Source organism: Acinetobacter baumannii (assembly GCF_009759685.1).
GTDB classification, from domain to species: Bacteria; Pseudomonadota; Gammaproteobacteria; order Pseudomonadales; family Moraxellaceae; genus Acinetobacter; species Acinetobacter baumannii.
This window is the reverse complement of record NZ_CP046654.1, coordinates 901,811-925,260: the sequence shown is the minus strand read 5'-3', so window position 1 is coordinate 925,260 and position 23,450 is coordinate 901,811. Positions and strand designations below refer to the sequence as shown.

Below are 23,450 nucleotides of genomic sequence, written 5' to 3'. Positions count from 1 at the left end.
AATCTTTTTTATTGTTACGATAAAAAATCGCGAAAAATCGACTTAAGTTTCATTTCTCTTCCACTAGAAAATACTCAGTCGACACATATCCCAATCTTTAAGATTCGGCCAGCGTTCATCAGGGCTTGAGTTGTTATCAAGCATCGTTAACAGGTTTTCACATTTACTGTGCCTGACTTTTCGATAGGACGCTTTATGAATCGATCTTTATTTATTATCTTTGCAACTATTGCTTTAGATGCTATTGGTATCGGTCTTATTTTTCCGATTCTTCCTTTATTACTACAAGATATGACGCATAGTACTCATATTGCTGTATATATGGGTATATTGGCCAGTCTCTATGCGGCCATGCAATTTATCTTCTCTCCCTTATTAGGAGCTTTAAGTGATCGATGGGGACGTAGACCAGTCTTACTTATTTCACTGGCTGGTTCGGCAGTTAACTATCTCTTTCTAACTTTTTCACATAGCCTAATTTTATTGCTAGTAGGTCGCATTATTGCTGGAATCACCAGTGCCAACATGGCTGTTGCAAGTGCTTACATTGTCGATGTTTCTCAAGAAAATAACCGCGCAAAATATTTTGGTTTAATCAATGCTATGTTTGGTGCAGGCTTCATTATTGGCCCTGTATTGGGTGGATTCTTGAGTGAATATGGATTAAGACTTCCTTTCTTTGCGGCAGCTATATTGACAGGGCTTAATCTTTTATTTGCCTATTTTGTTTTGCCTGAATCCCGAAAAGAGACTTTGGAGAACAAACAATTATCTACATTAAACCCTTTTAAAATATTTGCTGGTATTAGCTCTATTCGTGGTGTACTTCCACTTGTTACCACCTTTTTTATCTTTAGTGCCATAGGGGAGGTATATGGAGTCTGCTGGGCATTATGGGGACATGACACATTTCAGTGGAGCGGTTTCTGGGTAGGTCTTTCTCTAGGCGCATTTGGTCTATGTCAAATGCTGGTACAGATTTTTATTCCGAGTCATGCTTCAAGATTACTGGGTAATCGTAATGCTGTGCTGGCTGGTATTGCTTGTTCTTGTTTGGCTTTAGCTGTAATGGCTTTCGCCCAAAATGGTTGGATGATTTTTGCTATTATGCCTATTTTTGCGCTAGGGAGTATGGGGACACCTTCATTACAAGCCTTAGCTTCTCAAAAGGTTTCTGCTGAACATCAAGGACAGTTTCAGGGAGTGATAGCATCTACGGTAAGTATGGCCTCTATGATTGCCCCTATGTTTTTCTCCACTCTTTATTTTCAGTTTCAGGAAAAATGGCCGGGAGCAATTTGGTTGAGCGTGATTTTGATTTACCTGATCACCTTACCGATCATTTTGTATAGTACCCGGCCAGTCGTACAACAAAGATAGTAATGTAGAGTTAAACTCTCTATTTATCCTAAATAGAGAAGATCTATGGCCTACTCCCTTAGATCATTCTAATTTAAAACGTCACTTCATGACGCCGAGCGTACTTCACTGGATTAAATTTAAGAATGCGAAATGATATTTTTTAAACGATGCCATAAATGAGTCGTTTGATATGTCTGATCGCATTCGGGAAAAAACTACAAATTCTTGCTGATGCTGCTAAATATGATGTGTCTTGTTCATCAAGTGGCAGTGATCGTAAAAACAAAAATAAAGGTCTGGGGGATGCCAGTCATTCGGGTATTTGCCATAGCTATACCGAAGATGGCCGCTGTGTATCTCTCTTAAAAATTCTATTTAGCAATGTTTGTATTTTTGACTGCGCCTATTGCGTTTCACGCCGTTCTAATGACGTCCAACGTGCGGCATTTACGGTGCAAGAGGTTGTTGACTTAACCATTAATTTTTACCGTCGTAATTATATTGAAGGTTTATTTTTAAGCTCAGGCATTTTTAAATCGGCAGATCACACGATGGAGCGTATGCTTCAAGTCGTGAAAAAGTTGCGTCTTGAAGAAAACTTTAATGGTTATATTCACCTAAAAACAATTCCGGGAGCATCGCCTGAACTGATTCATGAAGCAGGTTTATATGCTGACCGGATGAGTATTAATTTAGAGATGCCGACTGAGATTGGGTTAAAAACTTTTGCGCCAGAAAAATCACATCAGGAAGTACAAAAAGATTTAGGTTTGGTTCGTGACCGGCTCATTCAATTGAAAGATGAGCGACAAATTATTAAGCACGTGCCGAAATATGTACCGGCAGGGCAGACTACGCAAATGGTTGTTGGCGCTCATCAAGAGTCAGACCAAGATGTTTTGTTTATGGCTGACAAACACTATAAAGAATTTAAACTCAAACGTGTCTATTTTTCGGGTTATATCCCAATTAATAACGAAAATAATTACTTGCCCGCAGTTGGCTCTGCGCCTCCGTTGCTTCGTGAAAACCGACTCTATCAAAGTGACTGGCTGATGCGTTTTTACGGTTTTGAAGTCAATGAAATCGTTAATGAAAAACACCCTAACTTAGAACTTGATGTAGACCCAAAATTAAGCTGGGCCTTAAGGCATCCTGAACAGTTTCCGGTAGATTTAAACCGTGCCGATTACCAGATGATTTTACGTGTACCGGGCATTGGTGTGAAATCGGCCAAGAAAATTGTGCAGGCTCGTCGTTTTGGGAAAATCCATATCGATTTACTTAAAAAACTCGGTGTGGCCTACCAACGAGCAAAATTCTTTATTCGCTGTGAAGACAGTCCAAAATTCCAAAAAGAACTATCTTCAAGTTTTATTCGGCAGCAGATTTTAATGCAAGGCTCGTCGAAATATGTGCAGCAGCTTTCGCCACAATTAAGCCTTGGGTTTTAGCTATGTTTAATGAGGAAGTCGCTTATTATTTTGATGGTTCAATGGTTGGGCTGCTGAGCTGTGTTTTTCGTGCATTTCAATTTAAAGAATTACAGGTTAGGCTTTGCTTGAATGATGCGGCTCAACATGGCCTGTTTGCCGATAAAATTGAGGTTTCAAATAATGAGCAACATGCAGAACGTGTTTGGTCAGCGCTACAAAAAAAGCTTTCATCCTCTTCGTTAAGACAATTTTATTTTGCCTCTTTATCTGAATCTTTAGATGCCTATCAACATTTATTTAATTACTGTATTTATGTGTTTAGTAGCCATTCTTCTGTAGAAAAAGATTATTCACATCCCAGTGTTTTAGCGATTGCGCAGTGGACGAAAAAAGTTGGACGAGAGAAGCATCGGATGGAGGCTTTTATTCGTTTTAAGAAAACCAAAGATGAGCTTTTTTTAAGTCTGGTTCGTCCTGATTTTAATGTTTTACCGCTTATTCAGCCGCATTTTAAACGGCGTTATCAAGATCAGCGTTGGCTAATTTATGATGAGCAACGCAAGTTTGGCCTATATTATGATTTACGGGAAATACATGAAGTTTCACTCGAAGCCTCTGACGTTGACCGTAATTTAAAAAATGGAATGAGCCAAAGTTTTCAGCTTGAGCTAGATGAGCAAGAAGTCTTATATGACCAGCTTTGGAAGGATTATTTTAAAAGCGTTAATATTACGGAACGCCAGAATATTAAGCTTCATGTGCAATATTTGCCAAAAAGATACTGGCGCTATTTAAATGAAAAGTTAATTGAATATTAAAACATTAAAATAGTAAGAGCACATTCAACAGGTTTTCTGATAATTGAAAGATATAATTTAAATGCACTTTATGTGGCTTTGGGCGTATACTTTTGCCCGTTATAAATAACGGCATATCCCCTAAGGTGTACTGTGAGTGTTATACAGCCAGAATGGTTACAGATTTTAAAACCGAATTTTAAGGTTTTACCCCTAAAAGAACGGTTGCTTTGTGGCGTTGGAGCGCTATGTGGTTTAGCAATTTCCTCATTAATTAGCTGGTATGTTTTAGGCGGAATTAATGCTTGGTACATTGCACCAATGGGGGCCTCATCTGTTCTCTTATTTGCTGTACCTACCAGTCCATTGGCTCAGCCTTGGAATGTTATTGTCGGTAATACATTAGCCGGAATTATTGGGGTCGCCTGTGCACAGTGGATTCCGGATTTAACCACGGCTTTTAGCGTGGCTGTGGGTTTTGCCATATTTTTGATGATGACTACCGACTCCTTGCATCCACCTAGTGGAGCAGTTGCGATTACGGCTGTGTTGGGCGGCGCTGCCATTCATAAATTAGGCTTTTATTTCGTTTTTTATCCGGTTCTGCTCAACTCATTACTTCTACTCGGTTTTGCTGTATTTTTTAATCGATTGATTGGGCGACATTATCCGGTTACTGCACATTTAAATGAGCGTAGTAAAGATCCAACGCCCACTCAAAAAGTATCAATTCAGCCAAAAGATATTGAGTATGCATTAGAACATCATACTGAACTGTTAGATATCAGCCAGTACGACTTAGAAAAAATCATTTTAGAAGCGCAAGAACATGCCAATGAACGTATGGTGAACCAATATACCTGTCAGGATATTATGAGCCGTGATGTGATTAAATTGCATGAAAATGATGATATTCATCAGGCATTAGATAAATTTAAACAAGAAAATCTCATGAGTTTGCCTGTAGTTAATGCAGACAACCATTTAGTGGGTACTTTGGCGCTATATGAAGTTGTGGAATGGTTTAAAGGGGCAACAGATCCAAGAAACTCATGGCAGCATTACGTAAGACAAATTATGAGTCGTCGAGTAGTTACTGTACTGCCAACTCAGCCGATTCAAGACCTTGTACCTTACTTTGTTGAGAAGTCTTTTAACTATATTCCAGTGGTTGAGGAACGAAAACTGATTGGAATCATTAGCCGTGCAGATATGATTGCGGCTTTACAACAGCAGTTAAATCGTAAATTGTAATTTTAAACATAAAAAAAGCTACGGTTGATTAGGGGATGCAACCGTAGCGACCAAAATAAACTAAGTTTTTTAATGTATTTGTTCTTCTCGTACAGTGCGAACAGGTTGTTGATAACCTTGCACTTGTTCTGGCTGTTTTTTAGGAATTACCAACCATAAAACTAAGTACACTAAAATCCCTGGAAAAGCCGCGCTCATTATCGAAACTAACACGAAAATAATGCGTAATAAATTTGCATTCCAACCAAATCGTTCAGCAATACCGCCCATTACACCGGCGATCATGCTTTGTCGGTTCGAGCGATATAAACCAGAATTGGCCATCTAAGTCTCCTCAAATATATAAGTTACAAGGAATCATTTATTCACTTGGTTAATAAGAATATGGAGCCAATCCGAATGAATTAAAGGTTCACGAAACTAAAAATGGTTAAAATATGTAAATGGTTTAAATCAATGAAAGCAACATCTACTAAAATGCACTGTTTCGGGGCTGAAAGTGTTTGTAGCAGCGATGATATCGTTCCTGAACAATAAGGTTGAACTGTAGCATTGCTGTTGTATGTGAATGATGTATATGTCTTTGAAGTGGTCTGGTCTTTTAATAAAACATTTGGGTGTGGCAGCCATCTTGTGTATGGGGTTAAGTGCCTGCGATGTAAATCATGCCGACTCTAAAGATCACTCCGCGGTAGCAACGACTTCTAGACATGAAGATAGTTTGATTAAAAGCACCACGAAGGTTAAAACTTTAGATGATGCAGCAGGGCGAACTTTCTTGCCTGAGGGCGTTCCAGATCAAACCTCAAAACTATCCGAAGCAGACCAACAATATGCAGGCCGTTATCACACTCGTATTTCATGTGAAGATAATTTTGCCGATTGTGAAACAGGCGAGGCAGAATATATTTTAAATTTATTACCTGATGGAACTGCATATTGGAATGTTGTTCATTTTGGTCGTGTTGGTAGTAAAGATGGCTCAAAAAGTGCGGTCATCAATCAATTATGTCCTTCCTTGAAATGGAAGGTCGAACCTGCCGCTCATGAGTTAACGATTCAATGTCCTTTATCAGATGTTAACTTCTATTTTGATATTGATGCAAAACAAAGATTGGTCGTAAATTTAGAAAAATTATTTTATAGCGATTTTGGTAAAAACCGTGAGTTTTTGGAACAAAATTATTTTGTTCCTACAAAAGCTTATGTACTTGATAAAGAGTAAAGCCAATTTTAGCAAAATAAAAAAGAGCGCAATATCAATTGCGCTCTTTTGATTTTAGAGTCTATAGATCATTAGTAGTCGAAACTAAAGTGTTCCGCTGGTAATGAAGTCAGCGTACGAGAAGTCGTTACCATTGATTCTGCATGACCTTGAGCACGTGGTAATAAACGGTCAAAGTAGAAATCTGCAACTTTAATTTTTGCTTTATAGAACTCAGGAGTTTCTTGGCCATTACCTGCTTCTAATTTTTCAGAAGCGACAACTGCTTGTTGTGCCCAGAAATAAGCCATCATCACATAGCCTGAGAACATCAAGAAATCTACAGAAGCAGAAGATACGATGTCACGGTCTTTACGTGCAGCAAGCATGATACGAACAGTTAAAGTGTTCCACTGAGCACAAAGCTTTGTTAAGTCCCAAGCAAAACGACGTAAGTATTTATTACGCGCATGTGCAGCACAGAACTTTAAGATTTCAGCAGTGTATTCACGAACTACTTTACCTTTTGAGCTTAACAACACTTTACGACCAATCAAATCGAGTGCCTGAACACCAGTTGTTCCTTCATACAAAGTAGAAATACGGGCATCACGTACGATTTGCTCCATACCCCATTCTTTAATGTAACCATGGCCGCCGTACACTTGCATACCGTGGTTAGCAGCTTCTAGGCCAAGCTCGGTCAAGAAACCTTTTAAGATTGGTGTATAGAAACCAAGTTTATCGTCATAATCTTCAAATGCAGCTTGGTCACCGCGTGTCAAAGCATCTGTCATTTTGTCAGCAAGCTGTGCTGCGTAGTAGATCATTGAACGACCACCTTCAGCGATTGCTTTTTGAGTTAACAACATGCGGCGTACGTCAGCATGGTGAATGATCGCATCAGCAACTTTATCTGGATCTTTTTTACCTGAAAGGGCACGCATAGACATACGTTCTTTGGCATATGGTAGAGCGCCTTGGAAAGATAACTCTGCATGGGCAATACCTTGAACCGCAGTACCAATACGCGCTGTGTTCATAAAGGTAAACATGGCATGTAAGCCTTTGTTTACTTCACCAATGAGGTAACCTGTTGCATTATCAAAGTTCAATACAGCAGTTGCAGAAGCGCGGATACCCATTTTGTGTTCGATTGAACCACAGCTTACAGTATTACGTTCACCTACGCCGCCATCCGCAGTTGGGATAAATTTAGGGACGATAAATAATGAAATACCACGAGTACCTGCTGGTGCATCTGGAAGACGTGCAAGCACAATATGAATAATATTTTCTGTTAAATCATGCTCACCGGCAGAAATAAAGATTTTTGTACCAGAAATCTTATAAGTACCGTCAGCTTGTGGTTCAGCTTTGGTTTTTACCTGACCTAAGTCTGTACCACATTGAGGTTCGGTTAAGCACATTGTGCCGCTCCATGTACCTTCAACAAGTTTCGGCATATACGTTTGTTTTTGCTCATCTGTACCGAATTGCAAAATAGTATTCATACAGCCTGAACTTAAACCTGGATACATGGTAAATGACCAGTTCGCAGTACCCATCATCTCTGATTTAATCAGGTTTAAAGACATTGGTAGGCCTTGACCACCAAATTCTTCAGGATAAGAAAGACCTTGCCAGCCACCCATTACAAACTGGTCATAAGCTTCTTTAAAACCTTTTGGCGTTTTAACTTCGCCGTTGTCAAAATGGCAACCTTCTTCATCGCCAGATTGGTTAAGTGGAGACAGTACGTTTTCACAGTAATCTGCTGCGCCTTCAAGAATCATATCTACTGTATCAGGATCTGCACTTTCACCATTTGATAAAGTTTTGTAGTGAGCAGGATAGTCTAGTACTTCATTCATTAAGAAGCGGATATCGTGTAGCGGAGCTTTATATGCTGGCATGGCTTTAATCCTAATTTTGAATCATTGTGGGATTATCTGAATCGATGATTTGATTATTCACTCGCATGATAAAAATACAATGTTAATCGCACCCGAAAGGAATGTCAGAAAAGCGAATTTTGTCGAAAATAAATACACCTGAAATTATAATTTCTGCTAAAGTCGGGACTTATACTTTTATGTGAAAAAACAACTAATTTTTTTTATTTTTAGCAAGTTTTGTTAAAAAGATAAAGCGATAAGGTTTTAAAAAAGGTTATGCATTTAAAATATCTCAGTTTATGTTTATTTAGTTTGGGCTTGACGGCATGTGCACAACACGGCGTGCGTCCACAGGTGGCATCTGCGAGTTTAGAGCAAAAAGCCATTCAAAGTGTTAATGCGATGTATGAATACCCAAGTTATGATTATCGCGGAAACTTTAAAATTACCGTTGATCCTTCACAAATAAAGCAAAATGTAAAAGCTGAGAATACTGCTAAGCTAGATGCTGAATTACAAAAGAAAGTTGATCAATATTTACGTGAACAAAAAGTTGCCTTAAGTAAAGCACAGAAACAAACCTTATATGCGGCGATTGCAAACGAACAAGGTGATTTGGGACTGACTTCCTCAGCACGTTCTGAAAAAATTAATACCGTATTATTTAATTTGTTAAATGATCTTCAGTTTAGTTATGACGGCTCGATACATTATCGTCAAAAAATGGGTTCATTTAATTTAACTGCTAGATATGAAAAACCGACACTTTTAGTTCAGGCAAAATTGCCAATGGTGCTTGATCTTGAGAATTATAAGTTTTACATAAATTATTTTGGTTTGATGCCATATTTGGTCAATAAAGATAACCAAAATAATTTAGCTTATGTTGATTTCTCAAAATATAAAGCCTTCTTTAAAAATGTCGATCAGAAGAAGTTTATTGAATACCTTAAAGCTTCAAGTGCTGTTTCATACCGATTAGCTGAACCGCAAAACTTACAACGTGTATCGTTAACTGAGGCTGATCGTAAAGCAGGGGCGGTTGAAAGAATTCGTTTAAAGACGACGGTTGAACAACTGCTTTTAGAAGTAGATTTGTTTGGGCAAGTTAATGAAAAATATCTTCAAAAAAGTGTTTTAGGTCTTGATGAGGAAAAACTTGCTGAAACGCTTGCCGCAGAGATTGCTGCTTCTGATGCGAAAAAAGGCACTGCAGGTAAAGAAGAACAAAAGGTTTCTTCTGATGACGCCGCTGCTGTTAGCCAACAGTTGTACTCCCTTGTTAATGCTCATTTAGGCAATACCTCTACTTCTGAAGATGAGGAAGTAGAGCCTGCTTCTAGTGAAGAGGCGAGTGATGTAGCTGTAGCAGAGACTGAACAAACTTCAGAAAATGAAGAAGTAGTTGCCTTGACGGAAGATCAATGTATTGAATTAAAATCACTTAAAAAACCGGTCGCTTTAGGGGATATTAATTATTGCCAAATCTACGGTATTGATGTTCTAGATCAGAGCGATACAAGTATTCAAAAAGCGCAAATCAAGTCTCGTCAGGACGCTTTAAAGCAAACTTTTGAAGCTTATAACCAAAACCAGTTTATTAATGATGAAGCATTCAAAGCTCTTTGGTTAAAACATAAGGATGAAATTGAACAAGCTTTACCGAAGCAAAGAAACCCAATCACAATTGATGTGGCTTTAGATGACAAAGGCCGTGCAGTCAATATGGATTACGATGTTGATTACACGCCAGCTGAGTTTAAGCACCGCTTCAATATTAAAGCAGATATGCAAATTCTGAATTATGGGAAAGCGACTTCAATTGATCAGCAGCAGCTTAAACAAGCTAAATCTGTGGCTGAAGCAAGTAAAGGTTCTATGCTGGAAAACTTTATTAAAGGTTTTAGTGAAAAGCTTGGGCAAAGTGATGTTTCAGAGCACCCTGTGGGCACACATAGTGATGTACAAGATTTAGATGCAAATCTGGCTGTACTTGCAGATAAAACCTATGATGCAACGCATGCTTATGACAAAACTTATAAAGCAGTATTTATTGCCAAATTGACTGCCGAAAAACCGTCATATATTAAGTATTATTCAGTTCAACAGCTACAAGAAATTGCTGAGGTTTATGCTTACTGGTTCTCTGATGAAGATACATATAATCCTCAAGGAAAAGCCTTAGAGCGTATTACCGCTTTACAGAAAAAACATCATCTTGAACAAGATGATCAGTTTGACCACGAGTTAGGACGTGCTGTAGATCATATTGTATTAACGACTATACAAGGTAAAACAGGGTGTGAAGCTTGGCAGAAGCTACAGAAGCAATATAAACAGCCAGCCCAACTTTTCTCAAAACAGTATCAGTTAGAGTTTGAAAAACAAAATGGTGTTTCTGCTGAAGAAAAGCATCTGTTATCAGAAACGGCTGATATTTTAGGGAATGTTTATGTGGCTGCTCGTAAAAAACAGCTTTCGGAAAAAACAATTCAGAACTTAAAACCTGAACATAATGAATTTATCGATTATGAAATTTTCCGTGAGGTTTATAAGCAAATGGTTGCCGCTAGAAAATAATAAGTAAGATAAAAAAGAACCTACATATGTAGGTTCTTTTTTTGGTTTATAGAAAATCTTTTAATTGTGGTCGTACATTATTCCAGATAGAGAAGGCTTCAATAGCTTGGCCTACTAACATGCCAAAACCTTCCGCATAAGGCACATTACGCTGTTTCGCTTGATCAAGGAAACTAGAAGGTTTGCCATAAGCCATTTCATAGGCATATTTAAATTTTAATTTTTCAGGTAGTTGTAAAGCATCGCCTGAAAGACTTGCCGAAGTTGCATTAATCACAATATCAAAATCGCCTTCTAAATCATTTAGGGAAATTGCTTGTAATTGGGCTTGTGGAACTGCTGTTTTTAAGTCATCTACAAGTTGTTCTGCACGAGCTAAAGTTCGGTTTGCAATGACGATTTTTTGGGCACCAGCCTGTACAAGGGGATAAATAACACCACGCGTTGCGCCGCCAGCTCCTAAAATTAAAATAGTTGTATTTTCAAGATTCCATTCTAAAGCTTGAATTGCGGCAACTAAGCCTTGGCCGTCTGTATTGTCACCATGTAATTTGCCATTTTCCATCCATAAGGTATTTACAGCTTTAGCAATTTGAGCACGATCGGTTAACACATCACATAAAGCAAAAGCTTGCTCTTTAAAAGGAACAGTAACGTTCATACCACTGCCGCCTTCTGCAAAAAAACTTCGCATGCTCGATTCAAAACCGTCAAGAGGAGCAAGCCGTTTTTGATAGTTTAGATCAACACCTGTTTTTTCAGCGAAAGCATGATGCAATTCAGGAGAGCGTGATTGTTCGATCGGATTGCCAATTACTGCAAACTGTTTGGTCATTGTTATATCCAAAATTTTAAAATGGCATGAGGCAGATAGAGCCTGCACTGAATATTTAGCAGGCCTCACTATAAGTCAAAATAGCACAAGAAAAAATATTTGAATGAAGGCAAATGGAAATCAAAAAAGGAGATTCTTTAGGGTGGAAGCCAAAGAATCCCCAAAACAAAAAATTAGGCGACTTTTTCTTCTAAACCTAACCAATCACGAGGTTTTAAATAGTAATCAGTTAAACGCTTCTCTGGAGAGTCTTCATCCCATTCAGGGCGATAAGACCATGCAGCTAGATTAGGTAAGCTAACTAAAATCGACTCAATACGGCCACCTGTTTGTAATCCAAACAACGTACCACGGTCATACACCAAGTTATATTCCACATATCTGCCACGGCGGTAAAGCTGGAACTCTCGTTGAGCCTCGGTATAAGGCTGTTCGCGGTGTTTTTCGAAAATTGGCAAGATCGCATTTAAATAGCCATTACCTACTGCTTGAATATATTTAAAGCAGGTTTCGAAATCCCAGCAATTTAAATCATCAAAGAATAAACCGCCCACACCACGTTGTTCATCGCGATGCTTTAAATAGAAATAGTCATCGCACCATTTTTTATGTTCAGCATAAACATTGTCACCAAAAGGCTTACACAGGTCATAAGCGGCTTGGTGCCAATTTAAAACATCTTGATCATCTGGATAAAATGGCGTTAAGTCAAAACCTCCACCAAACCACCAAATCGGATCTTGACCTTCACGCTCTGCAACGAATAAGCGGACATTCGCATGCGAGGTTGGAATATTCGGGTTTTTAGGGTGAATGACTAAAGACACACCTAGCGCTTGAGCTTTTGCCCCTGCAATTTGAGGGTGACGTTCTGTTGCAGAAGCAGGCAGTTTACTAATGTTGATATGTGAAAACATCACGCCGCCTTTTTCAATCACTGTACCATTTTGCAGTACACGTGAACGGCCGCCACCGCCTTCAGGGCGCTCCCAATCATCAATGATAAATTCTGCTGTCCCACCACCAGCTTTTTCTTGTTGTTCTAAACCGGCACAAATACGGGCTTGTAAATCGAGGAGAAATTCGCGGACACGTTGAATATCTGTTGAAGTCGGATGTTGCATAATGACCCTCAAAGATGATCGAAATAGATTAGATACATCAAAACATAAATCCATAAAAAAAGTAAGGGATTTTTTCTAATTCCTGAAAAAATCCCTTAAATATAATTTTTAAATTTTGGACTTGAAATCAAAAATCATCTTTTTGGTAAAGGTGATCCATTCTTTCACGTTTGGTTTTTAAATATTGTTCATTAAAAGGATTACGACCTACGGTTAACGGTACACGGTCTACAACGTTAATACCTTGATCTTTGAGTGCCTGAATTTTCAAAGGATTATTGGTAATTAACTTTACTTCTTTTACTTTTAAGTGATCGAGCATGATGCTACACATATCGTAACGACGTGCATCGGCAGGTAAATTCAGTAGTAAATTGGCATCTACTGTATCGTGTCCCTGATCTTGTAGGGCATAAGCACGAATTTTATTGGTTAAACCAATTCCACGACCTTCTTGGCGTAAATATAGAATTACGCCTTGTCCTGCTTCATTGATGAGTTTTTGAGTGGCTTGTAGTTGTGGGCCACAATCACATTTTAATGATGCAAAAGCATCACCTGTTAAACATTCAGAATGTACACGGACTAAAACAGGACCTGTTGGCGGATTTTCTAACCCTTTAGAAAGTGCCACATGTTCTTCACCTGTTGCTGGATCTTGAAACACAGAAATATTGAATTCACCAAAAGCGGTCGGGAGTTTTGATGTTGCAATGAACTCTATAGGCACAGATTAACTCATCTTTTAACCGAAAACGGTTTAAAGTATAGCGTAATGCTGGGAGATTGGTCGAATTGTCATAATCATTTTGCACACTAAGGTTTTCTTTTTTGTATAAAGAAGACGATAATAGTTGATAAATAGTCAGATTATTCAGGATAATCTGCCAACCATACCCATACTGTATGAGAGACTGCTTTGCATGATCTCGTTCGCAAATGTGGCTGATTGAAGGTGACTTCATTCGATTGTATGATCGACCCATTTTGACCCAGCTTAGGATTTGCCAGGCTTATAAAGGCTTTGCCACATATGTTGTATACCGAAATTCCAACTCAACGCCCTGTTACGCCATTGTTAGATGCGATTGATCATCCTCAACAATTACGTCAGCTCGAGCATAGCCAATTACTACAAGTGGCTGATGAGTTGCGTCAATATATTTTATATGCAGCAGGCCAGAGTGGTGGCCATTTCGGTGCTAACCTCGGCGTGGTTGAGCTGACGGTAGCGCTGCATTATTGCTTTAATACACCAAATGACCGTTTAGTTTGGGATGTGGGACACCAAGCATACCCACATAAAATCCTGACTGGACGTCGTGAACAAATTACGACCATTCGCGCTAAAAATGGATTGGCTGCTTTCCCAGCCAGAGAAGAGTCTGTTTTTGATACCTTTGGGGTAGGGCATTCTTCAACTGCTATTTCAGCTGGTTTGGGTATGTCTTTGGCACGTCGCTATCAGAAAGACCCATGTGAAGTCGTTTGTATTGTGGGTGATGGTGCAATGACTGCGGGCATGGCATTTGAAGCAATGAATGATGCTGTTGCTCATGATGCAGATTTAATTGTTGTACTCAATGACAACGATATGTCGATTTCTTGCAGTACAGGTGGCTTTGCCAAACATTTAGCTGCAATTTGGGAAAAAGGTCATTTAGTTAATGTCAATGAACATGGTGAAGCTTATATCCAGCCACACCCAAAATGGACATATAACTCTCGGTTACACCAATCTGCAACCGATGCGGCAGATAATTTATTTAAAGCAATTGGTTTTGATTATTTCGGGCCTTTTGATGGACACGATGTCACTCAGTTGGTTCAGGTGTTCAACGCGCTCAAAAAACGCAAAGGTCCACGTTTAGTTCACGTTTATACCAAGAAAGGTAAAGGCTTTGCTCCTGCTGAAGCAGACCCGATTACTTACCATGCGATTGGCAAAATTAATGCTGCTTCGGGCGGGAAAACACCACCAAAATACTCTGATGTGTTTGGTGAGTGGTTATGTGATGAAGCTGCACAAGATGAGCGTTTGCTTGCGATCACGCCTGCAATGTGTGAAGGCTCGGGCATGGTTAAATTTGCGAAGCAATTTCCTCAGCGTTTCTTCGATGTCGCGATTGCAGAGCAGCATGCTGTAACACTTGCAGCAGGAATGGCATGCGAAGGGCTAAAACCTGTTGTCGCCATTTATTCAACATTCCTGCAGCGTGGTTACGATCAGCTTATTCATGATGTCGCATTGCAAAATCTTGACGTGACTTTTGGTATTGACCGTGCAGGCTTGGTTGGTGAAGATGGTCCAACGCATGCAGGTGCATATGACTATGCCTATATGCGTACTGTGCCTAATATGGTGATCATGGCACCGAAAGATGAAAATGAATGCCGTCAAATGCTTCATACGGCCTATGCCTATAATGGCCCGGCTGCGGTACGCTATCCACGTGGTGCAGGTGTGGGCGTCGAAATCCAAAAAGAGATGACTGTTCTTGAATTGGGTAAAGCTGAAATTGTTGCAGAAATTAAAGCAAACAGTGATGAGCAGATTACGGTTTTAGCATTTGGTAGTCGTGTCATGGTTGCTCTGGAAGCAGCTGAGCAATTTGCGCAAAAACATGAAGTCAGTGTGTGTGTTGTAAATATGCGCTTCGTAAAACCGCTTGATGAACAAATGATTCGAGACTTGGCTGAGCATACTCATTTATTCGTGACAGTTGAAGAACACGCGATTATGGGTGGTGCGGGTAGTGCAGTGAATGAGTTTATGGCTCAAGAACAAATTGTTAAACCTATCATTAATTTAGGTCTACCAGACTCGTTCTTGCATCAGGCGACACATAATCAAATGCTACAAGATTGTGGTTTAGATGCTAAGGGTATTTTGAACTCGATTGAGCGAGCATGGCTTAAGGTAAATCAGGTGGTTTAATACCTCAATAAAATTTTTCGAAACATTTTTTCCCAAAAAGCGTATTCATTTGCTAAAATGGATACGCTTTTATGCATTATTCTTTGTCAAAATCTTCAAATTTGTATTGTAGTGGGTGTTCAATGGAACCTATGGTGGTGATGGCTGCGCGTGCGGCTCAAACAGTTGGTCAAGAGCTTTTAAAAGCGCATCAAAATCGTCATAAGCTCGATTTGCAAGTTGAAGAGAAAGGCATTGATGGTCCTGTAACACGTGTAGATCGTTATTTAGAACAATTGACGATTGATACATTACGTAAAAGTTATAAAAACCATAGCTTCTTAGGTGAAGAGTTCGGTTTGCAAGAGGGCAAAGGCCACGATGCAGACTGGTGCTGGGTGATCGACCCTCTTGATGGCACGCAAAACTTTATTAATGGTTTCCCTCATTTCTGTATTTCTATTGCTGTTCAGCACAAAGGTGTTACTCAGCACGGCGTAATTTACGATCCAGTACGTGACGAATTGTTTTCTGCAAGTCGTGGCCGTGGTGCAGTGATGAACCAGCGCCGTATTCGCGTAAATGTAAAAGACAGCCTAGAAAATACATTCTTGGCAGTAGGTCACCCTTACCGTGCTAAACGTGCTGGTGAAATTGTGTCTTATGCAGAACAACATTTCGCATCACTCTTGGCGGTAACACAAGCGGGTGCTCAAATCCGTCGTGGTGGCTCAGCTGCTCTCGACTTAGCTTATGTTGCTGCTGGTCGTTTTGATGGTTTCTTTGAACTTGGTTTAAAACCATGGGATATCGCTGCTGGTGAGCTTATTATCAAGGAAGCTGGTGGTGTTGTGGTTGACGCACGTGGTGGTAATGATTCACTTGAAAATGGTCAAGTGATTGCATGCTCACTGAAAATGTTAAAGCCATTAATGCAAACTGTAGTTCCTGCTTGGGACAAAGCTGCAAAATAATTTAAAAAGTTATTTCTGAGTAAGACCCTCTTTTTATAGAGGGTTTTACTTTTTAATGGTCGGTAAAATACAAATAACAGTAGAAATACCGAGAAAGTTGATTAAAACACATGACTTTTAAATTCTTTCTGCTATAATCCGCCCACGCACTTAAATTTCCGTTCATTACCTGAACATTCTGTTCTATTCATTGTAAGCGCACGCTGTCCATAGAGAGGACCATTTCTTGCGCCCCAATCGCTCAGCGATTCTTCAGGTTGCGGCCGTAATCAAGCGTGCGTTTAGTCCACATCGTCGTTACTCGGATTGCTGCTGAATAATAAGATTCAGCTAATATTTGCTTTGCCGCTTTTGCCGATGTCTATTTGTATTTATTAAAAATGGAGCACCCTTTGGGGTGGAACTCTCTATGAGCAAAACTTTTGCCGAATTTTCTTTGCACGAAACCTTACAACAAGCTCTTGAAGGTTTAGGTTTTACTAACCCAACTCCTGTGCAAGAACAATCTATTCCTGCTGCTTTAGAAGGTAAAGACCTTCTTGTTTCTAGCCAGACTGGTTCTGGTAAAACTGCTGCATTCTTATTACCGACATTACATAATTTGGCAGGTCAAGATACTTTCGTTCCGTTCAAAGAACGTATGAAAGCAGTGACTCAGCCTAGCATTTTAGTTTTATGCCCAACACGTGAATTGGCTCAACAAGTTAGCCAAGACGCAATTGCTTTTGTACGTCACATGAAAGGTGTTCGTATTGCTGCAATTATGGGTGGTATGCCTTTTGGTAAACAAATTCAACAGCTTAAAGGTGCTCAAGTTGTAGTTGCGACTCCAGGTCGTTTATTAGACTTAGTTAACCGTCGTCAATTAAAGCTAGACAAAGTTGATGCTTTAATCGTGGACGAAGCTGACCGTATGTTAGACCTTGGTTTCTCTGAAGACTTAGAAGCGATCAGTGACTTGGCTGCGAATCGTGGTCAAACGTTAATGTTCTCTGCAACTTTTGCTGACCGTATTATTCGTCTTGCTGAGCGCATGATGAATGAACCTGAGCGTATTGCAATTGAAACTGGTCACAGCACCAATACTGACATCACCCAAACTTTACACTGGACAGATGGTTTCGAACACAAGAAGAAACTTCTGACTCACTGGTTGGCTGATGAAACGCTTGACCAAGCTGTTGTATTCGCGAGCACACAAGAAGATACAGATATGTTGGCTGAAGAACTTGCAGAAGCAGGTCATTCAGTTGTTGCACTTCACGGTGCAATGCCGCAAACAGTTCGTAACCGTCGTTTACGTAGTATCCGTGAAGGCCGTGCGAAAATCTTAGTTGCTACTGACGTTGCTGCACGTGGTCTTGACGTTCCAACAATTTCACACGTTATTAACTTCGGCTTACCAATGAAGCATGAAGATTATGTACACCGTATTGGTCGTACAGGTCGTGCTGGTCGTACAGGTCAAGCGATTACTTTAGCGACTTATCGTGAACGCGGTAAAATCCGTGCGCTTGAAGATTACTTAGAAGCTCGTTTAAATGTTTCTGAAATTGAAGGTTTAGAGCCATCTCCACCTCCAGCTCGTCCACGTCGTGAAGGCGGTCGTGGTGGTAACGGTGGCCGTGATGGTCGTCGTGGTGGCGGTTTCGGCGGTGGTCGTCGTTTCGAAGGTGAAGGTAACTTCAAACGTCGTGAAGGTGGTCGTGATGATCGTCCACGTCGTAGCTTTGATGATAAGCCTCGTGGTGAGCGTCCTGCTTTCGGTGGCGAAGATCGTCCACGTCGCGAGTTCAACTCAGATCGTCCACGTCGTGAAGGTGGTTTTGAAGACCGTCCAAAACGTAGCTTCGGTGGTGAAGACCGTCCACGTCGCGAGTTCAACTCAGACCGTCCACGTCGTGAAGGTGGTTTTGAAGACCGTCCAAAACGTAGCTTCGGTGGTGAAGATCGTCCGCGTCGCGAGTTCAACTCAGATCGTCCACGCCGTGAAGGTGGTTTTAACGATAAGCCTCGTTTTGATTCAAATGATGACAATCGTGGTAACCGCGTAGACTATAAACCACGTCGTGAAAACGGTTTCGGTGACCGTCCACAACGTAGCTTTGGTGGTGAAGATCGTCCACGTCGTGAAGGTGGTTTTGGTGATCGTCCAAAACGTAGCTTTGGTGGTGAAGACCGTCCGCGTCGCGCAGTTCGCGAAGAACACTTTAATCAAGAATCTCGTGGTGAGCGCCGTCGTAAATTCGACCGTTAATCTTTAAGAGATTTAAAAAAAGGCCAGTTTACATACTGGCCTTTTTTATTTTTTAGTTTTGTTATAAAATAACAAAGTGTGAAACAGTTCAATGTTTATTGTAATAATGCGTAAAAGTAAGCGAAAAGAGTCGCCTTTGGCATGGTTGAGTAAATTCTTATTTCAACATGGTTTGCCATATCTTTTTATTGCACTTGCTTTGTGCAATGGAATTTACTTTGCCTATGCTTTATTAACTGGCCATTTCGTAGACCAGTTTCAAGTTCTCGATCAATAAATTTCTTTTCAAAATCTAGCTCCTATTCCTATATTAGCTTGTTTTGCTTTTGTCAAAATTACAACAAGATTCCCAAAATTCAGTGTTATAGTATGCGGGCATAAAAGTGCAGGAATGATTGCCATTATGAATAATAAAACTCCTCTCTCGACTCAATCACTGATTGAAGTGAAAAACTTGAGTTTTAACCGAGGGGAACGCGTCATTTATGACAATATTAGTTTAAATATACGTCGAGGCCAGATCACGGCCATTATGGGACCATCTGGTACAGGTAAAACGACCTTATTACGCTTGATTGGTGGACAGCTTGTTCCCGATCATGGCGAAGTTTTGCTTGATGGCAAAGATATTGCTCAAATGTCACGTCAGGAATTATTTGCAGCACGTGCGCGTATGGGAATGCTGTTCCAGAGTGGAGCTTTATTTACCGATATGTCGGTTTATGAAAATGTCGCTTTTCCAATTCGTGCGCATACTAAGCTTTCTGAAAATCTCATTGCAGAACTGGTCGCTTTAAAACTTGAATCGGTGGGCTTGCGTGGAACAGAACAGCTTATGCCTACTGAGTTGTCAGGTGGTATGAACCGACGGGTCGCTTTAGCTCGTGCAATTGCGCTTGATCCCGATTTAATTATGTATGACGAACCTTTTGCGGGGCAAGACCCGATTGTGATGGGTGTTTTAACGCGTCTCATTCGCTCATTGCGAGAGGCACTTGATTTAACCACCATTATTGTCTCGCATGATGTGGCAGAGACGTTGTCGATTGCCGACTATATTTATGTTGTCGCTGAAGGCAGAATTCAGGGTGAAGGTACACCTGAGCAACTCAAGGCACATGCTTCTCCATTTGTAAAACAGTTCTTAACCGGTTCGGTAGAAGGTCCGGTTGAATATCAGTTTAGCCACCAAGCTTATTTAGATAACGAGGTTCGTCCATGAATACGATTGCCTGGTTAGGTAGACTCGTTATTGAGCGGATTCGAGGCATTGGTGCTGCGGCACATATGCTCTTGCAGATTATTTTTTCATTTCCTACCAAAGGTGGTTTTGGTCGTTTTGTTTACCAAATGCACCGCGTAGGTGTGATGTCCTTACTTATTATTGCTGTTTCTGGTTTGTTTATTGGCGCGGTTCTTGGCTTGCAAATGTATAGCATTTTGGTCACTTTCGGTGCTGAGTCGATGTTGGGTACAGCGATTTCGTTAACACTACTCCGTGAGCTTGCTTCTGTGGTTGCTGCATTGCTATTTGCAGGACGAGCAGGTTCTGCATTAACTGCCGAAATTGGTTCAATGAAACAAAGTGAACAGCTTGCCAGTATGGAAATGATTGGTGTTGATCCTTTAAAGCAAATCGTATCACCACGTCTTTGGGCTGGCATAGTCAGTTTGCCAATGTTAACTGTTATCTTTGCGGCCATTGGTATTATTGGTGGCAAGATGGTCGGTGTTGACTTTTTAGGTGCTGATGAAGGCTCCTTCTGGAGTGGTATGCAAAATACAGTGCGTTTCGGGCATGACATTTTCAATGGCACGATTATTAAAAGTATTGTTTTTGCTTTGATTTGTACATGGGTTGCTGTTTATCAAGGTTATGCCTGTGATCCAACACCTGAAGGTATTGCAACGGCAATGACCCGGACGGTTGTGTATTCTTCATTATGTGTTTTAGGTTTTGATTTCGTGTTGACTGCGGTCATGTTCGGAGGGATTTAATGAAATCACGTACTAGTGAGCTGGCCGTAGGTATCTTTGTCATTATCTTCGGTATCGCTTTATTCTTTTTAGCAATGAAAGTGAGTGGTTTAGTGGGCACGAACTTGAGCGATGGCTACACCATGAAAGCTCAGTTTGATAACGTTAATGGTTTAAAGCCTCGTGCTAAAGTGACGATGAGCGGTGTAACAATTGGCCGCGTTGATTCAATCACGCTTGATCCGGTTACACGTTTGGCTACGGTTACTTTTGATCTTGATGGAAAACTGACAAGCTTTAATGCTGAACAGTTAAAAGAAGTTCAAAAAAATGCTTTAGACGAATTACGTTATAGTTCTGATTATACGCAAGCGACTCCAGCGCAACAAAAAACAATGGAACAGCAACTGATCAGTAACATGAACTCCATCACAAGTATTGATGAAGATGCTTATATAATGGTTGCAACCAATGGTTTATTGGGTGAGAAATATTTAAAAATCGTACCGGGTGGTGGTTTAAACTACCTTAAACGTGGCGATACTATTTCTAATACCCAAGGAACGATGGATCTAGAAGATCTTATTAGTAAATTTATTACTGGTGGTGGCGCAGGTAAGGTTGCCGCTGGTTCATCCTCAGCAGAAGAAAAAGCTCCTGCAAGTACTGACAGCAGTGCACAGCCGTCATTTGTTGAGTAAGAGATTATTTGAAGGAGTGGTTCCAGGTGAATACGTTGTTTAAACAAACCCTTACAGCAAGTATTTTGTCTACTATGATTGCTGGTACAGCTTTTGCTGCACCTTCAGAAGCACCACCTGACTTTATTAAGCGTGTTGCTGATGGCTTGATTTCTCGTTTAAAAGCCGATCATGCTAAATTGCAAAATAACCCAGCATTAGTAAAAACAATTGTACGCCAAAACTTAGACCCGTATGTTGATTCACAAGCGTTTACTCGTATTGTGATGGGTACTTATGCAACAAACCAATATAGTACTGCTGCACAGCGTGCTCAGTTTGAAACGAACTTCCGTAATACATTAATTGAGAATTACGGTAGTGCATTTGCTAAGTATACAAACCAAACTTACACGATGCGTCCATACAAGGCGACAGCTGGTAAAAACCCTGTTGTGACTTTAGATTTTAATCACAATGGTGAAAAAATTCCTGTGTCGTTCCAGTTGGCAGACAAAGGTTCGCAATGGAAAATCCGTAACATCAATGTTTCTGGTATTGATTTAGGATTGCAGTTCCGTAACCAGTTTGCTGCAACTGTGAAACGTAATGGCGGTGATTTGAATAAAGCAATTGCTACGTTCCAACCTGATGCAGATGCTGCTGTTAATCAGAATAAACAAAAATAAGTAGGTGAAGAGTGGTTCAGTATCTTAACCAAGAGTTAGTTGTTTCAGGCAAAATTGATTTTGAAAATGCTGAACAACAATACCAAGCTGGATTGGCAATTATTAAAAAGCAAACAAGCTTTCCTTTAATTGTTGATTTAAAGCAGCTTGAGCATGGTAATACGTTAGCCTTGGCTGTTTTAGTGCAATGGCTACGTCAAACTCCACAAAAGTCTGGATTACATTTTAAAAATGTACCGGAGAAGATGCTGAAAATCATTCAAGCCTGCCATTTGCAAGAAGACCTACATTTGGTTTGATGAGCAAAGATAAAAAAGCACCTAAATTTAGGTGCTTTTTTATCTACAAAATTTGCGGGGGTAATCTCTTTAAATCCATTTTTTCCAGCGGAAATAAATGATAGGTCCAATAAAGAAACCAATAATAATTAATAAAACGATAATAAAGCTGGTTGTACCGTGTGCGAAAGGAAGTACATCCGTGTTCATCCCATAGATACTGGCGATCAACATAGGTGGTGCCAACATACTTGGTAATATCGAGAATCGACGGATCGTATCGTTTTGTTCAGTGTTAATAAATCCTGACGTTGTATCAAGCAAGAATCGTACTTTTTGGAATAAGAAAGCGTCATGTTCAACAAGCGAGCGAACATCTTCACTAAGTTCTCGAATATCTGCATCGTAGATATGGCTACCTAAAGCACGTGGACGAGACAAGAAGGTTAAAACACGGCGCAAATCAATTAAACAGAGCTGTGCTTTCCCAAGCATGTCTTCTTGTTGTGCCAAGCGAGTAATCATGTCATCAAGATCTAAAATCTGTTCACGTTGATGGTTATTGAGAACCTCGGTTGAGTATTTTTCTAGATCCTTGTGGATATCTTCCAAGATATCCGCAAGCTCATCTAGCTTTGCTTCAAGTAAGCCCAATAAAATCCATGTTGGATCTTTATAATCCATTTCGTAGTCATTACGACGAGCTCGAGCACGAAAAGCACGAAAGGCAACTAACTTTTCACCACGTAAAGTAAATAAGCGGTCTTTATGTAAGATGAATGCAACAGTCTGCACCATGGCAAGCATATGGGAAGAATCTTCGGCATCCCCATCAACCTGATAATTTTTATTTTTCGTTAAAAAATAGGTGCTGATATGCAAAATACCGTCATCATCACGGTAGAATCGAGCAGAAGATGAAATGTCTTCTAACGACTTTAGTGTAGGTAAGTTCTGATTGTAAGCATCTAAGACCCATTGTTGTTCTTCTTGAGAGGGTGCAATAAGATCAAGCCATACTAATTCGGGATGTAGATCAAATCCACCATTGATGGTGGCATCTTCCAGACTTCCGCGTTCTGTGGCATAAAAGGCTTCAAGCATGTGTCTTTTTTCCTTACGCAGTCTGATGGAAATTGATGGGTGTATTTTAGACAAGGATTTGCCGAAAAACACTTGCCAATACGC

Annotated in this window: 20 protein-coding genes and 1 pseudogene; 15 read left to right on the top strand and 6 right to left on the bottom strand. The window is 40.2% G+C overall.

Features of this window, described 5'->3' with window-relative positions:
* The first annotated feature begins 195 nt into the window (after positions 1 to 195).
* The 4 genes and pseudogenes from GO593_RS04390 to GO593_RS04375 all read left to right on the top strand — a co-directional run bounded on the left by GO593_RS04390 (position 196) and on the right by GO593_RS04375 (position 4,849).
* Positions 196 to 1,380 carry a TCR/Tet family MFS transporter gene (locus tag GO593_RS04390; RefSeq protein WP_001082090.1) on the top strand — a complete coding sequence of 395 codons (1,185 nt, stop codon included), beginning with the start codon at positions 196 to 198 and terminating at the stop codon, positions 1,378 to 1,380.
* A 172-nt stretch (positions 1,381 to 1,552) separates the two neighbouring features.
* Positions 1,553 to 2,816, top strand: a pseudogene (locus GO593_RS04385) (putative DNA modification/repair radical SAM protein).
* Positions 2,817 to 2,818: 2 nt separating this feature from the next.
* Complete coding sequence (locus GO593_RS04380) at positions 2,819 to 3,616, top strand: TIGR03915 family putative DNA repair protein (protein ID WP_000481387.1); 798 nt, start codon at positions 2,819 to 2,821, stop codon at positions 3,614 to 3,616.
* A gap of 132 nt (positions 3,617 to 3,748) precedes the next feature.
* Entirely contained in the window at positions 3,749 to 4,849 is a 1,101-nt protein-coding gene (locus GO593_RS04375) for an HPP family protein (RefSeq protein ID WP_000111462.1), read from the top strand.
* Between the two features lie 69 nt (positions 4,850 to 4,918).
* On the opposite strand, the gene GO593_RS04370 is transcribed toward GO593_RS04375, so the two are convergent.
* A complete protein-coding gene (locus GO593_RS04370) occupies positions 4,919 to 5,173 on the bottom strand; it encodes a PspC domain-containing protein (RefSeq protein ID WP_000013717.1) in 255 nt (84 codons plus the stop codon).
* A 253-nt stretch (positions 5,174 to 5,426) separates the two neighbouring features.
* Between GO593_RS04370 and GO593_RS04365 the strand changes: the two genes are divergently transcribed.
* Positions 5,427 to 6,074 (top strand): DcrB/PsbP domain-containing protein, encoded by a 648-nt coding sequence (locus tag GO593_RS04365; protein ID WP_000054175.1) that lies wholly within the window; start codon positions 5,427 to 5,429, stop codon positions 6,072 to 6,074.
* A 71-nt stretch (positions 6,075 to 6,145) separates the two neighbouring features.
* Here GO593_RS04365 and GO593_RS04360 read toward each other — a convergent pair whose 3' ends face one another.
* Positions 6,146 to 7,969: an acyl-CoA dehydrogenase C-terminal domain-containing protein gene (locus GO593_RS04360; RefSeq protein ID WP_001112080.1), complete on the bottom strand. Its 1,824-nt coding sequence runs from the start codon at positions 7,967 to 7,969 to the stop codon at positions 6,146 to 6,148.
* Positions 7,970 to 8,227: 258 nt separating this feature from the next.
* On the opposite strand from GO593_RS04360, the gene GO593_RS04355 reads away from it, so the two are divergent.
* The gene (locus GO593_RS04355) at positions 8,228 to 10,531 is read left to right on the top strand and encodes a hypothetical protein (protein ID WP_000550351.1); all 2,304 of its coding nucleotides are present in this window, start codon (positions 8,228 to 8,230) and stop codon (positions 10,529 to 10,531) included.
* Between the two features lie 46 nt (positions 10,532 to 10,577).
* Here the strand turns inward: GO593_RS04355 and aroE are convergent, their stop codons facing one another.
* From aroE to ribA, 3 genes are all read right to left on the bottom strand, one after another.
* Positions 10,578 to 11,366 carry a shikimate dehydrogenase gene (gene aroE, locus GO593_RS04350; RefSeq protein ID WP_000166002.1) on the bottom strand — a complete coding sequence of 263 codons (789 nt, stop codon included), beginning with the start codon at positions 11,364 to 11,366 and terminating at the stop codon, positions 10,578 to 10,580.
* A 173-nt stretch (positions 11,367 to 11,539) separates the two neighbouring features.
* On the bottom strand, positions 11,540 to 12,490 hold the full coding sequence (gene hemF, locus GO593_RS04345; RefSeq protein WP_001164616.1) for an oxygen-dependent coproporphyrinogen oxidase: 951 nt from the start codon (positions 12,488 to 12,490) through the stop codon (positions 11,540 to 11,542).
* 127 nt (positions 12,491 to 12,617) lie between these two features.
* Positions 12,618 to 13,220, bottom strand: a complete 603-nt coding sequence (ribA, locus tag GO593_RS04340; RefSeq protein ID WP_001121170.1) for a GTP cyclohydrolase II — start codon at positions 13,218 to 13,220, stop codon at positions 12,618 to 12,620.
* A gap of 303 nt (positions 13,221 to 13,523) precedes the next feature.
* Between ribA and dxs the strand changes: the two genes are divergently transcribed.
* The 9 genes from dxs to GO593_RS04295 all read left to right on the top strand — a co-directional run bounded on the left by dxs (position 13,524) and on the right by GO593_RS04295 (position 22,283).
* The gene (gene dxs, locus GO593_RS04335; protein WP_000967377.1) at positions 13,524 to 15,428 is read left to right on the top strand and encodes a 1-deoxy-D-xylulose-5-phosphate synthase; all 1,905 of its coding nucleotides are present in this window, start codon (positions 13,524 to 13,526) and stop codon (positions 15,426 to 15,428) included.
* Between the two features lie 122 nt (positions 15,429 to 15,550).
* A complete protein-coding gene (locus GO593_RS04330; protein ID WP_000433617.1) occupies positions 15,551 to 16,381 on the top strand; it encodes an inositol monophosphatase family protein in 831 nt (276 codons plus the stop codon).
* A 409-nt stretch (positions 16,382 to 16,790) separates the two neighbouring features.
* On the top strand, positions 16,791 to 18,638 hold the full coding sequence (locus tag GO593_RS04325) for a DEAD/DEAH box helicase (RefSeq protein WP_000047395.1): 1,848 nt from the start codon (positions 16,791 to 16,793) through the stop codon (positions 18,636 to 18,638).
* 91 nt (positions 18,639 to 18,729) lie between these two features.
* Positions 18,730 to 18,915: a hypothetical protein gene (locus tag GO593_RS04320; RefSeq protein WP_002135592.1), complete on the top strand. Its 186-nt coding sequence runs from the start codon at positions 18,730 to 18,732 to the stop codon at positions 18,913 to 18,915.
* A 126-nt stretch (positions 18,916 to 19,041) separates the two neighbouring features.
* On the top strand, positions 19,042 to 19,860 hold the full coding sequence (locus tag GO593_RS04315) for an ABC transporter ATP-binding protein (RefSeq protein ID WP_002135589.1): 819 nt from the start codon (positions 19,042 to 19,044) through the stop codon (positions 19,858 to 19,860).
* Complete coding sequence (mlaE, locus tag GO593_RS04310; RefSeq protein WP_001091947.1) at positions 19,857 to 20,636, top strand: lipid asymmetry maintenance ABC transporter permease subunit MlaE; 780 nt, start codon at positions 19,857 to 19,859, stop codon at positions 20,634 to 20,636. The genes GO593_RS04315 and mlaE overlap by 4 nt, the downstream gene beginning before the upstream one ends.
* Positions 20,636 to 21,316: an outer membrane lipid asymmetry maintenance protein MlaD gene (mlaD, locus tag GO593_RS04305; RefSeq protein WP_000842362.1), complete on the top strand. Its 681-nt coding sequence runs from the start codon at positions 20,636 to 20,638 to the stop codon at positions 21,314 to 21,316. The genes mlaE and mlaD overlap by 1 nt, the downstream gene beginning before the upstream one ends.
* Before the next feature lie 26 nt (positions 21,317 to 21,342).
* Entirely contained in the window at positions 21,343 to 21,984 is a 642-nt protein-coding gene (locus GO593_RS04300; protein ID WP_001093907.1) for an MlaC/ttg2D family ABC transporter substrate-binding protein, read from the top strand.
* 11 nt (positions 21,985 to 21,995) lie between these two features.
* A complete protein-coding gene (locus GO593_RS04295; RefSeq protein ID WP_000250997.1) occupies positions 21,996 to 22,283 on the top strand; it encodes an STAS domain-containing protein in 288 nt (95 codons plus the stop codon).
* 69 nt (positions 22,284 to 22,352) lie between these two features.
* Here the strand turns inward: GO593_RS04295 and GO593_RS04290 are convergent, their stop codons facing one another.
* On the bottom strand, positions 22,353 to 23,366 hold the full coding sequence (locus GO593_RS04290; RefSeq protein WP_000888321.1) for a CorA family divalent cation transporter: 1,014 nt from the start codon (positions 23,364 to 23,366) through the stop codon (positions 22,353 to 22,355).
* Between the last annotated feature and the right edge of the window lie 84 nt (positions 23,367 to 23,450).